We start from the raw sequence: 12,336 nt of genomic DNA on the forward strand, positions 1-12,336 counted from the left end.
TTGCTACTTCCTCCATTTTTGCACACCTAGTAAAAGTGCACGTATTTTTGATTGGATAATGTAGCCTGAGTAAACATGAACAACCTGGCCACCAAAGCTTAATTTAAAGGCTCGTACATTTCGGTTGTCCGTTAATTCTCCCATATCATATAAGACAAAACCTTGCTCCTTTAGGTGTAGCAGGTTATGCCAAATTAAAAACCGATTTGCATAACGGAAAGGACGTTTTAATTGTGCAGGCAATGCGGTTGCATGACATGTTGCCTCGAAATAAGACATCGCTTTTTTCTCATGCACAATATCTAATCGATAACATAATGTCTGTCCACAAAAACTCTGGATCTCCGATAATAATAAGGCACCCTGTTCATTGAGGAGCAGAATGGTTTCCATTTGCGACTTGCCGATTGCTTCAATTTTTTTTCTTTTGGCAAATTGATTGTAAAATTGCTGAAAGGCTTTCAAATTTTCTATGGATGGCTCTTTATACAAAATGACTTGATAGGATTCTTTTTGGGCACGTCGTAAGATTTTACGATTACCTTCAGACAGTGCTAAATACAATGAAAGCTCATGCTCTTGCAAATAAATGTGAATCGTTTCGCTTTTTACAAGCTTCCGACTTGGTACTAATGAATGCGTATAGCCTACAACTTTCATTGACTTTCGAAAATTGGCTGGCTTTTCGAGAAAATAAAAATGCTGCATTGCGATATTCCATCGCTTACTTTTAATGGACAGAATGTACATCGCCCCCACTCTCTGTATATTTTTCTACACGGTGTCGCTCAAAACGAGCAAGTTTATAATGTTTCATTCGAGAAATAGGTTTATAGCCTAGTTGTACTAAGCGCTTGCGCTTGCGCCATTGCCAAAAACTTACCGATACCCACAATGTTTGTGCTGGTTTTATTTTCCGTAAAAAAGCTGTAATAATGTCGATTTGTTTGAAAACATCATAGGCTACAAAATAGGTTTGCTTCGGTAAGGCTTCTACAATTTGCATTGAATCCACTCGCCAGTTTGTGGCATGTAATGCAAACGCCAGCTTATTCGTTTCCGCAAAGGAGTCTTTATAAATCGTATAGCCCTTATAAAGGAGGGCCATGACTTCTTCCTGATCAAGTTGCATCGCTTCCTGAATCGACATTTCTTCAAATAAGTTTCCGACAGGTTGCTGTGGTGATACGTCATCTGATGGGGATAATTCATACAGCTCCACTTGTTTCAAACGAATAAATTTTTCTACGAATTGTTGTCCATATTCTAGCCAATCTTTTACCTTTCCATACTTTACTAAATATCGTAAATGGCCCAGTGTGTTACGCTTCCAATCTACGACTCGTTGGTTCCCTTTCATAAATTCTTTGAGCCTTTGCTTTAACGATAAAAAACCTGCCAGTAGATTTGTACGTTTCGTACCGCTGCTAGCAAGCATCTGTCTTGTAAAATCAATGTCTGAACGCCAATCAAATTTATAAGACTCATAGCCTATGCTCATATCATATAAGCGATAGTTAGCAGTAAACGTTCGCTGGATGGCTTCCTGAGTGACTATCCGACCAGCACCAAATAAATTAAAAGTTGGCTCATGTGCAAGAGCATAGGTTACATAGCGGCCACGACAGTATAATCCATAGGTAAAAGCAATCCACTGGTTTTCAAAGACAAGTGCATCGACCTCTACCTGTAACGCCTCACCTTTAAGCATCGTTAAACGCTCAAAAAAATCTCTTTTCTTGCCTTTTGTAAAGCCACTTGTATCTAGTTTTTTTGCCCAACGTCGATCAAATAACCGAAACATTTGCCAAAGCTCGTCCTGTGAAGCCTCACGTCTTTCTAAGGAGCCTAAATTTCTTAGTTTTCGTTCTCGTCGATCAACGCCATGCATTTTTCGACGTTGATTGAAATGGCGATGAAAATCAATTTCTGAAAAAGCAAGATAGGGTGTCACAACTCGGAACAGGCTTGTACGTAATTGTCTTTCTACAAAGTATTGCTCTAAGATCTTAGTAGACACCTTGCTTTCTAATAACCCATGCAAGGAAAAAAGAATATGCCGATGCTTTTTAATGAGCTCATCAAAAACAAAGGTTGTAACTTGCTGTAACCATTCCTTTTTAGCCACAACCCCTGTATAATTGGCGATGTTTTCTCCCGCAAAAGCATACACCCTTACCCCCCAACGAATAGACACTGTAAAAGGAAAAAAGGCCCTAATTGTCCCCTCATGTTCAATGGCGTAAAGCTCTACACGCTCTTTCCGTCCTACAATTTGCCACCAATTATAAAACCAAGCAAATTCTATAAATGGATTATCATTGTTCTCTTCTTCTAAAATGGCATCCCAAATTTCCTTGTACCACATAAGTTCATCATCAGTTCTAATGCGAATTAATTGCAATTTAATCCCCTTTCTTTACTAGTTCTGAAACAGCCTGTTGATAAACCATTAATGTTTTTTGATACATGGGGATGAAGGTGAAGTACTGTAAATAACGCTGCTCACTTGCCGTCCCCATCTCTCCTCTTAAAGGAGCATCCATTAATAATTGATGCAGCCTCTTCTTCAATAATTCATTATTCTCTCGCTCCACTAAAAACCCATTGTCACGATCAATAATAAGCTCTTTCACACCACCTACATTTGTTGCAATAATAGGAAGTCCTACACGCATCGCTTCAATAATCGAAATCGGCAAGCCTTCCCAATCTGATAACAGAACAAATAGGTGGCCTTTCTCAAGATAAGAATGAACGTCTAATTGATTACCTAAAAATGTTACACGATTGGATAATCGATTTTGTTCAACGAAATGTTCTAGAGCTGGACGCAGAGAACCATCTCCAATCAATTGAAGGTGCCAAGGGATATCTGTCAGTTCCGCTAAAGTCTTTAACAGGACATCTTGTCTTTTAGGCACTTCAAAACGAGCAACCATGACAATGACTGGCTGCTCCATGCATATCTTTTCAGTTGTCTTATTTCTCTCGATAGGGTCAATGCCGTTGTGAATAGTCAGCAATTTATGAGCAGGAGCGACCTTTTTCATTAGTGCTAGTTCCCGATCATATTCAGACACTGTAATAATTTTTGTCGTAAATGGCTGAATTGATCTTTCCATCCGTTGATAGAATAGCTTTTTCTTGTAAGGAACACCTTCTGTAAAGCTCCAGCTATGTGCCGTAAAAATAGTTGGAATTTGTAACAACCTACCAACTATGCGACCAATCACACCAGCCTTAGAGGAGTGGGTGGCTATAACGTCTGGTTGTAGATGTTTGAAAACGGCTCTTAATTGCCAAAATGCTTGAAAATCTTTCGCTAGATGAATAGCCCGTTGAAGAGCAGATATACTGATAACAGGGATTTTATGCTCTTGTAAGTGCCACAGTGATGGTTGATAGGAGCCCGTCACTACTGTGACATCATGCCCATCCTGTTTTAAGTGGATAGCAAGTGCCTCCACATGTTTTTGCGCACCTCCAACTTTATCCATTCGTGTAATAAGCTGAACGATCTTCAGTATGGCCACTCCTTATTTTTTAATAAGCACCTGTTCGTGCAACAACAACATAAATTGTCTTCAACAAAATTTGGACATCCAACCAAAAGGAATAATGATCAACGTATTCAATGTCATATGATATTTTTTGTCCATGTGAAATATTCGACCTACCATTAATTTGAGCGAGGCCTGTTAATCCTGGCTTTACCTCCAAACGCCGAGCCTGTAAGGAATTATATGCATTCGTGATCGTTGGTACTTCAGGACGTGGACCTACAATGCTCATATCACCTTTTAACACATTTAAAAGTTGTGGAATTTCATCAATACTGAGTTTTCGAAGAATAGCGCCCACTTTTGTGATGCGTGTATCTTGCTCTGTTTTAAAATAATAATCATCAGGGATACCATCAGCACAAATAGTCGGCATATTGACTGGAACTGCCTGAATACACATTGTTCGTAGCTTCCAAATCACAAAGCGGTGATGATCGAGGCCAGTTCGGATTTGTTTAAAAAAAATGGGGCGACCTGTCGTTATGAGTAAAATGAGGAATATAGCTAGCATTAGAGGAATTGTTATAAAAAGCAAAAATAATGCCCCAATAATATCGAATATTCTTTTGCCGTACTGACCATAGAATGTGAGATTCTGAGCTGTCTGAACGTGCAATACATCATCCTTTGCATTTTTTTAGCACTTAACTCTATATATTCATTTTGAACATTTCTAGAACTATTTTAGAAAAAGTGCTTATTTTATGAAAAAAAGAGTTATATCAGCGTTACTTGCTGAATAACTCTTGCTGTCTTATTATATGCTTGCTTCAAAAATTTGAACATCACATTCAATTACAACATTACCTTTTAATGCTTTACTGATCATACATGTTTGTTCAGCCTTGTGTGCTAAGCGTAGAAGCCTTTTTTCAAGATGTTCTGTTCGCTCTTGCACAATAATAGTCGGTTTATGGACAATTTTTTCATACGTAAAAATGCCATTTTCTACACTAACAAATCCATGGGCCTGCATGGATAATTCCAGTACATCTATTTCTGACCTTTCGAATAAAGCAGCTAGTGTAATTAAATAACAGGTTGCAGCTGCCCCTAAAAGCATTTCATCTGGATTTGTACCAATGCCAGGTCCATTCATTTCCCGAGGAATAGAAATTTGTGTTTGCAAATTACTAGCTTGGATATTTCCTGTACCGTTTCTTCCTTCTGACCAAGTTAAGTCCATTGTAAATTTATGCTGAACCATTCTAGATCCTCCTTTATTTGTAAAGCGAAGAAAAATGCCCGCTTACAAACGTAAGACGAGCATTCCATTTATTCAACTGTTACTGTATTTTTTTCTGTGTCAATATGACGACCTTTCTTAGTCACGGTTTGGTACTCTGCAAGACGAGCGGTCGTACGCCAATAGTGATAGACAAGTCGATCAATCCACAGCAAAGTCTCCACTTTCGATACAGCTGTCTCTAACTCTACCACATTTTCAACAGTGTGCTCAAAGTATGCGTTTCGTTTATCACGACGCACCGTAGCCATTTCAGAGGAAGTAACCTCAAGCAAGGTAGCAATCTCAGGTAGACGTTCATCCTCATCAATGATTAGTAGTACTTTTTCCAATACCTCTAACCACTTTTGGGTTAATGTCTCCTGTAATTGAAAGGCATTTGGATGTTGCTCACGTAATGCCTTTGACAAACGATATAAGTGGTCTAAAGCATGTAAAAGGGCAATATGCTTATACCGTTCTTTTTGAGAGGAAGATTGAATAGCATCCATAAATAAACGTGTTTTTTCGATTGCCTCATCTATTTGAGCCAATCTACTGTCTGTTTCAGCTGTGCGTTTTTTTCCTTGAATAAGGGAAACGAGTACTGTCGTCATTTCCTTAGTAATATCTTGCAATGTATTAAAGGATACCTCTACAGCAACTCCAGGTAGTTTGGCAACACTACTATCTAAATTACGAGTTAAATAATTTCCTTTTTCAGGTATCATTTTTTCAATGGCCTTTGCAAAAGGACGAACAAATGGCACAAAGAGTATCGCGCCAATCACACTAAATAATGTATGAAAAACAGCAATGCCGAGTGTTTCATCAAAGCTACCATTGATGGATTTCGTGACAAACTCTGTAAGAGCAAACATAAACCTTGCACCGAATGTCACTAGTATAGCAGTGACAACATTGAACATTACATGTGTCACAGCTGTTCGTTTTGCAGCTGTTGATGCACCAATCGCAGCAAATAACGCTGTAGCTGTCGTCCCGATATTTTGACCAATGACTAAATAAGCAGCCTGTTCAAAATCAATAGCACCTGCATATAAAGCTGTTAAAGTGGCTGCTATTGCAGCACTAGAAGCCTGCATAATAACCGTCATGATAAGACCCAAAACAATTAAAATTAGCTTGCCACTAATAGAATTTGCACTAAATGAATCGAATGGAATTTTATCTTGTACCGCAGCCATTCCTCCCTGAAGAACATCAATACCTAAAAATAATAAGCCAAAACCAGTCACTAGCCCTCCAATTGCTTTGTAATCACGTGGTGCGAGCAATTGGACAAATACACCAAGCGCAATAAAAGGTAGTGACATTGTCTGCATATTGATTTTAAAGCCGATTAATGAAATAATCCAACCAGTACTCGTACTCCCGATATTGGCGCCAATAATAACGCCAATCGATTGGACAAATGTAAGAAGTCCAGCACTGACAAAACCTATCGTAATCAAGGTCGTGGCCGTGGAGGATTGTACAAGCATTGTCATAAATGTACCAGATAGTACCGAGCTAATGGTCCCACCTGTAAAACGATTGAGCCATTTTTTCAAGGCATCTCCTGCCAATTCCTTTAAACCGTTTGTTAGCATCGTCATTCCAAGTAAAAATAAACCTATGCCCCCAAGCACATTGATCAACCTATCAACACTCCCTACTAAAATTGTATCTCTATTATGAAAGCTCCTTTTTAAAGGAGTTTTATTCCCCAAACATTCTTAATAGTACCATTATTAATTTTGAGAAAATAGGGATATTTCCCTGCATTGTACAAAATCATCCATTATTTTACGAAAAACAATGTGATAATTTTTATGGTAGAATAGAATAAATAATTCTTTAGGAGATTTTCAAAATGATTTTAACAAAGCAAGAAGCAATACAAGCACTTAAAAAGAACAAATTCATCGGTTTTACTATTACAACGGGTAATATTATTATGAAAAAGATTAATAAAACCGAGTATAATATTTTTGTTTTCGAAGAAGGAAGAGAAAAACCATTACGCTATGTAGGCTCTATCATGAACGTGATGGCGACAATGAGCGATAAAGCTTCTAAAAAAGATTTTGTGATTGTTGAACAACTACCAGCAGGAAACAGCGCTAAAGAAACTCAATCTTCTGAACAAGAAGCAACGACAGAGGAAAAAGTAGCACCACATGAAGAAAAGCCTTTAGTTGAAGGACAAGAAGAAAGCCGTGCGATTGCTGGCTATGAAGGCTTATATGAAATGACGGCAAGTGGTCGAATTATTACAGTAAGAGAAAACCGCCCATTGGCTCGCTGTAATGATGAATATGGCTTCCATATTGCGCGATTAACAAAGGACGGCAAAGCATCTAGCCATAATGTCTTTGAACTTTGGAAACAGACATTCCCAGAGCTGGAGCACACTCTTTTCAAAGGTGCCTTAAAAGCCAAGTATGGTACAGGCTGTAAGCTAATTGATAAACCTGGTATTCATTTTTAATCAAACACCCTCAGCAAATATGCTGAGGGTGTTGTTATTTAGATATCGTATATTTTTTGCCACTTGAAAATCTTTATTATATTAATTTTAGCTACTTTATGGAAGCCTGCCTGCATGAGCTTTCTTCGTCTGGTTCTCTTATACCAAGGGACTATTGTACAGACTGCTCTCCCTTCCCGCTGCACATCTGCAACGATCTCCTTTAGTCGCAAGCTATCATATTCTTTTATAAACGACATATTGTCTGACAGCTCATAGGAATAGTTAACCGTTTCTTCGGATACCGTTTGATCGTGTCGCTTATAGATGACATGATCGCTATCTGCAAAGAGTCGATAGCCCTTATAGAAATCTGTAACATTTTTCGCTCGATCCTTCGTTGTCATGATGTCTTTCATTGATAATTCTTGAAATCTCACATTTCCTTTACTCTGTTGTTGCTTTGCAATATAAACATCTAAAATATGAATGGCTAGCATTCGTTGGAACATTTTTGTAAAAGCTCTTAGCCAATCTTTCGTGCTTGCATGCTTCAGAAAATAACGCAGTTCTCCTAATCGGTCTCGCTTCAATTTTACTAGCTGATGATTATTCGTTAATAGCCCTTTTAGGCGATCACGTATGACCATCCATAATCGAATACTACGCTCTTTAACTCCTTTTGTACTCATCACAAATTTCCTAGTAAAATCAATATGTGTATACCATTCAAACTTATATGGCTCATAGCCACTTCCTAAGTCATAATAACGATAGCCAGCTTGATGTGCTTTTAGCATATTTTCTTTTTCAATGAGGCGACCTGGACCAAATAGATTAAAATCTGGCTCATGGCCCATTGCCTGACAAAAATTGCGCTCTCTACAGCATAGGTCAATTGTAAAAGCAATCCACTGCCCTTCAAATTGTAAGCTATCGACTTCTACGCGAAGCTCCTTACTGTTGGTTTTAGCTAGCTGCTCATAAAATAGACGAGTTTGCTTTTCAGTAAAGCCACTTTTATCAATTTTCTTTTGCCATCTTCTCTTGAATAACGTAAACATGTCTTGTAGATGATTGTGATTCACTTCCTGAAAGGCGACATGACCAAGAGACTTTAATTTGTTTTCACGCCGTTTAAGGCTTTTGAATTTCTTACGATGCATCTTTAGAAATGTTTCCATAGGAATGGTTTGGAAATCAATATAAGATGTGACAGTTCGAAAAATCGAATGAGGCATCTGATATTCAATCGCATATTTTTCTAATACTTGAGAGGTATTTTTACTTTCTAATAATCCATGTAACACGATTAAATAACGCTTATATTTTCGTGAAAACTCCTTCAAAAGAAACGTAATCGAAGGTTCTAACCACTCCTTATCAGCAATCACTTCCATATAGGTCGCAAAACCTTGTCCTAAAAAGCTGAAATAATGGATTGTACCAAATCGTACAGAATGCACTAACGGAAAAAAGGCCACTGCTATACCTTGATGCTCCACTATGTAAATTTTGACATTGTCATGAATCCCGAGCGTTGTCCACCAAGTTGAAATCCATTCATACTCAATAAAAGGGTTATTATTATACTCTTTTTCAAGAATCTCTGACCAAATGCTCCGATAGGGCTCTAACTCTTCGATAGTCGTTATGAGTTTATAAGCTAGCAATGAACTAAATCGCTCCTTTTCACATGATTATCGCCATACATTTAGTAGCCACTATATTCCTAGCAAGAAAGTATTAGAACATTACACCAACGTAAAAACCCCTCCTTATTAGAAAGGAAGGGCTTCGTTTCATTTACACGTTTACAAGTGATATCTCATCTTTTGTCACTGCATTGGCCATATGTGCTGTCGCCACAAAGCTTAGTGTCATACCAGGTCCAATGGTTGCGCCTGGGCCAGGATACGTTTCCCCCATGATAGACGCTGAACAATTGCCAGAAGCATACAACCCCTCAATGGGTTCGCCATTCTCCTTTATTACACGAGCATATTCGTCTACTACGAGGCCACCTTTTGTGCCGATGTCTCCAGGATATAGACGCAATGCATAGAATGGTGCTTTCTTGATTTCTGCTAAATTTGGATTTGGTAGTGTCGGGTCCCCGTAGTAATTATCGTAGGCACTATCTCCTCGATAAAAATCATCATCATGTCCGTTCCGGGCAAAGTCATTAAAACGATTCACCGTTGCTACTAGGTTCTCCGCTGGCACTTCCATTTGTTTGGCAAGCTCTTCAATTGTTTCCGCACTTTTTGCAACTCCATGCTCAAACCAACTTTTCGGGAATGCCTGTCCTGGGAACAATCCTGTAAAAATATAACGGCTTTTAGCTGAAGCATCAATTAATATCCAGGAAGGAACTGCCTGCTGTGTGACCTCTTGATGCTTATACATCGTATCCACGAATTCATGATATGGAGCCGCTTCATTGACAAAACGTTGCCCTGCACTATCCACTACAATCATATTGGGCACGCCACGATCTGCCACAAGGAAGAATGGATGTCCTTGTGGATCAATAACAGAAGGGGCTCCCCATACTTTATCCATTAAATCCAACGTTGCACCAATTTTTACGCCAGGTTCAAGGATGTCACCTGTTTGACCTTCTGGAGAAGAAGTCCATGCAGCATTCGTAGGACTTGGTAAATACTTTTCACGAAGTGTCTGATTATGTGAGAAGCCACCTGATGACAGAACTACACCTTTCTTTGCCTCAATTTTAAGCTCTTGTCCATCTCGTTCCACAATAATTCCAATTACTCTTCCTTTACCCATAATGAAATCTTTAAAGGCCGTTGATAGCCAAAGCTCACCATTTGCTTCTGCAAGGGAGAGGCGTAAACGTGCAATTAATGCTTCTCCTAAGGCTACCGGATCGCTCTTAGTTACCTTTGACTTGACTAAACGCGCCCCTAATTTCAGTGCAGTAGTTTTACCTTTTAGTGTCCGGGTAATCATATTCACTTTATGAAACTCGTAGCTATTCATCGTGAAGCCTTTTGTTGATAGAGTTGCACGACGCATAGAATTTGCTAAAGAGCCCATTTTTGTTAAATCGAAAATAAGTGGTTCAATAGAGCGTCCCTGTGACAACCCACCTGGTTTTTCTGGATAATAATCCGAGTAGCCTTTTGCATATTGGAAGCGCATATGCTTTGTTTTATTGTATAAAAAGCGTAACATTTCAGGCCCTCTCGTAATATAAGCTTCCTTTAGCTCTTCTGGCACACGATCACCGATTGTTGAATCTAGATATTGGCGTGCAAGTTCATGTGTATCTGGGACACCTGCACCTTTAATGATATGATTATTAGGAATCCATAAAGCACCGCCTGAAATAGCAGAAGCACCACCATAGCGATCTGTTTTTTCTATCACTAATGATTTCATTCCTTGTAACTTTGCTGTTAAACCTGCTGTCAATCCCGCTGCACCAGAGCCTACTACTACTACATCATAACTAGCATCCCATTTCATTCAACCATTCCTCCCTATATGAGCTAAATCGATGAATCTGTCCTTTCTATTAAAAAGTATAGAATTAAACCAATATTCAGTCAATTTAAACCATTCCCTATATTTCCACAAAAAAAGGAGCATACTCACTCGATTTAAGGTTTTAGAATCAACTTTATACAGTTATCTTCCCGTCCACAAATTATTTCATAGGCTACTTGCTTCTTCTAATGGCAATTGATATGTAATGGTACGATACATTAAAAGGCAAGAGGACACAGTCACCCTTTTTCACTTTTGTCACATGCTCTTACCTATTACATAATTCTTATGTGAAGAAATAGCGCCTTGGAAATATGCAAATCAGTTCCACGAATAGCAGTAGAAGTGATTTTCACAATAATATCGTCCTTCTTTTAACAGTTGGACCCTCTAATATCTTTATTTCCCTGATAGGTTACAGCCTTCACGACAACACTCCCTTTGCATAGTATCATCACAACAAGCATATATTTTCGACTCTATTCTTTCCTTCACTAACCTGCAGTATGTACATCTTTGTCATTATCGTTTTTATGCAGGCAATTCAATGTCAAGCATATTCATTTCTACTTAGCATATAGTTTGAAAAAGGCATTAAGTTGATGATAGGGCGGAGGAATTTTACAGGTGAGTGCAATGATACTTGGCGGTTTTCTATTTTTCAGTGTGAGCATTGGGGGCGCGATTGCCTGGATTTTCTCTAAGCTATTTCAGCATACAACACAGGGATTATCATTATTGTGCGGAGGCTTTTTAGTAGGCTTACTTGTGCTAGATATCATCCCTTCTTCCTTTCAAATCTATCAATCATTTGGGATTATATTAGGTATTTTTATTGGTTATTTCATCTTCCAACTACTAGATACCTTATTTCATGCTTCTCATGCACAGAATCCCTCTGTCTCTCTATTAACACTAGCTATGATTATCCATACAATACCTATTAGTCTCACTGTTGGAAATTTACTTGGAAATGCTGCATTAAGTATTTCTCTCACAGCCTCCATTATTCTCCACCATGTTCCAGAGGGATTTGCATTATCTACTGCACTCATCTCTCAAGGTGAAAGGCTTTGGAGACTTTTCATTTATTTCTTCATCTTCTCTATTTTCTTTAGTATTTTCATCTGGTTTGGTCAGTATTGGGCCTTACCAGACAAAGCACAAGGGATCTTAATGGGCATTTCGATAGGATTGATTGCTACAGCTAGTATTTCTGAATTCATTTTGCATCAGCTACAGAAAGTCTCATTTAAAGCATTTTTTATGTATCTCTTTCTAGGTTATTTCCTAAGCTATATTTTCCATATACTTGTTGAATAACAAAGGGATGTCTCCGCGCATGAGACATCCCTTTCCTCTTTTATTCTTCTTCACTAACTAGCATTAAAGTAAGCGTTAAAATTTTAGAAACCTCTTTTTTTTATAACAATCGAGACTTCGTTATTTTCAAAGCCTATTTTGGATAAAAAAACCATTTTATAAATATCTTGATAGGGCATGGCTTGTAACTGACTAATAAATGAGGAAGCTGAGATCTACCCAACAAATTTCAA

At 38.3% G+C, this 12,336-nt stretch carries 10 protein-coding genes and 1 pseudogene; 2 read left to right on the forward strand and 9 right to left on the reverse strand.

The features are described 5' to 3' along the window. Positions 1-3 precede the first annotated feature (3 nt). From AC1RFD_RS14475 to AC1RFD_RS14500, 6 genes are all read right to left on the reverse strand, one after another. The gene (locus AC1RFD_RS14475) at positions 4-750 is read right to left on the reverse strand and encodes a GNAT family N-acetyltransferase (protein WP_231595696.1); all 747 of its coding nucleotides are present in this window, start codon (positions 748-750) and stop codon (positions 4-6) included. Then, entirely contained in the window at positions 731-2,404 is a 1,674-nt protein-coding gene (locus tag AC1RFD_RS14480; protein ID WP_492474996.1) for a GNAT family N-acetyltransferase, read from the reverse strand. Before AC1RFD_RS14480 ends, AC1RFD_RS14475 begins: the two co-directional genes overlap by 20 nt. A gap of 1 nt (position 2,405) precedes the next feature. After that, the gene (locus AC1RFD_RS14485; RefSeq protein ID WP_199768277.1) at positions 2,406-3,536 is read right to left on the reverse strand and encodes a glycosyltransferase family 4 protein; all 1,131 of its coding nucleotides are present in this window, start codon (positions 3,534-3,536) and stop codon (positions 2,406-2,408) included. A gap of 10 nt (positions 3,537-3,546) precedes the next feature. Then, positions 3,547-4,182 carry a sugar transferase gene (locus AC1RFD_RS14490; protein WP_048394351.1) on the reverse strand — a complete coding sequence of 212 codons (636 nt, stop codon included), beginning with the start codon at positions 4,180-4,182 and terminating at the stop codon, positions 3,547-3,549. A 141-nt stretch (positions 4,183-4,323) separates the two neighbouring features. After that, the gene (locus AC1RFD_RS14495) at positions 4,324-4,773 is read right to left on the reverse strand and encodes an SACOL1771 family peroxiredoxin (RefSeq protein WP_115672950.1); all 450 of its coding nucleotides are present in this window, start codon (positions 4,771-4,773) and stop codon (positions 4,324-4,326) included. Positions 4,774-4,841: 68 nt separating this feature from the next. Then, positions 4,842-6,443 carry a Na/Pi cotransporter family protein gene (locus tag AC1RFD_RS14500; RefSeq protein WP_241489987.1) on the reverse strand — a complete coding sequence of 534 codons (1,602 nt, stop codon included), beginning with the start codon at positions 6,441-6,443 and terminating at the stop codon, positions 4,842-4,844. Between the two features lie 224 nt (positions 6,444-6,667). Here AC1RFD_RS14500 and AC1RFD_RS14505 point away from each other — a divergent pair, with 224 nt between their 5' ends. Then, complete coding sequence (locus AC1RFD_RS14505) at positions 6,668-7,285, forward strand: 3-ketosteroid-delta-1-dehydrogenase (RefSeq protein WP_259949670.1); 618 nt, start codon at positions 6,668-6,670, stop codon at positions 7,283-7,285. 38 nt (positions 7,286-7,323) lie between these two features. On the opposite strand, the gene AC1RFD_RS14510 is transcribed toward AC1RFD_RS14505, so the two are convergent. The 3 genes and pseudogenes from AC1RFD_RS14510 to AC1RFD_RS14520 form a co-directional block, all read right to left on the reverse strand. After that, the gene (locus AC1RFD_RS14510) at positions 7,324-8,937 is read right to left on the reverse strand and encodes a GNAT family N-acetyltransferase (RefSeq protein ID WP_492474997.1); all 1,614 of its coding nucleotides are present in this window, start codon (positions 8,935-8,937) and stop codon (positions 7,324-7,326) included. 133 nt (positions 8,938-9,070) lie between these two features. Next, on the reverse strand, positions 9,071-10,759 hold the full coding sequence (locus tag AC1RFD_RS14515; RefSeq protein WP_319839525.1) for an FAD-dependent oxidoreductase: 1,689 nt from the start codon (positions 10,757-10,759) through the stop codon (positions 9,071-9,073). 232 nt (positions 10,760-10,991) lie between these two features. Then, positions 10,992-11,208: pseudogene (locus AC1RFD_RS14520) on the reverse strand (glutathione-dependent formaldehyde dehydrogenase); the annotation flags it as partial. A gap of 208 nt (positions 11,209-11,416) precedes the next feature. Between AC1RFD_RS14520 and AC1RFD_RS14525 the strand changes: the two are divergent. Further along, on the forward strand, positions 11,417-12,103 hold the full coding sequence (locus AC1RFD_RS14525; protein WP_231595704.1) for a ZIP family metal transporter: 687 nt from the start codon (positions 11,417-11,419) through the stop codon (positions 12,101-12,103). Positions 12,104-12,336: the final 233 nt, after the last annotated feature.

The sequence above is a fragment of the Lysinibacillus sp. GW823-FHT02G10 genome (genome assembly GCF_058797135.1).

Coding starts and splice junctions, on each gene's coding strand:
- AC1RFD_RS14475 (WP_231595696.1), bottom strand. CDS start 750: ATGTACATTCTGTCCATTAAAAGTAAGCGATGGAATATCGCAATGCAG.
- AC1RFD_RS14495 (WP_115672950.1), bottom strand. CDS start 4,773: ATGGTTCAGCATAAATTTACAATGGACTTAACTTGGTCAGAAGGAAGA.
- AC1RFD_RS14505 (WP_259949670.1), top strand. CDS start 6,668: ATGATTTTAACAAAGCAAGAAGCAATACAAGCACTTAAAAAGAACAAA.
- AC1RFD_RS14515 (WP_319839525.1), bottom strand. CDS start 10,759: ATGAAATGGGATGCTAGTTATGATGTAGTAGTAGTAGGCTCTGGTGCA.
- AC1RFD_RS14525 (WP_231595704.1), top strand. CDS start 11,417: ATGATACTTGGCGGTTTTCTATTTTTCAGTGTGAGCATTGGGGGCGCG.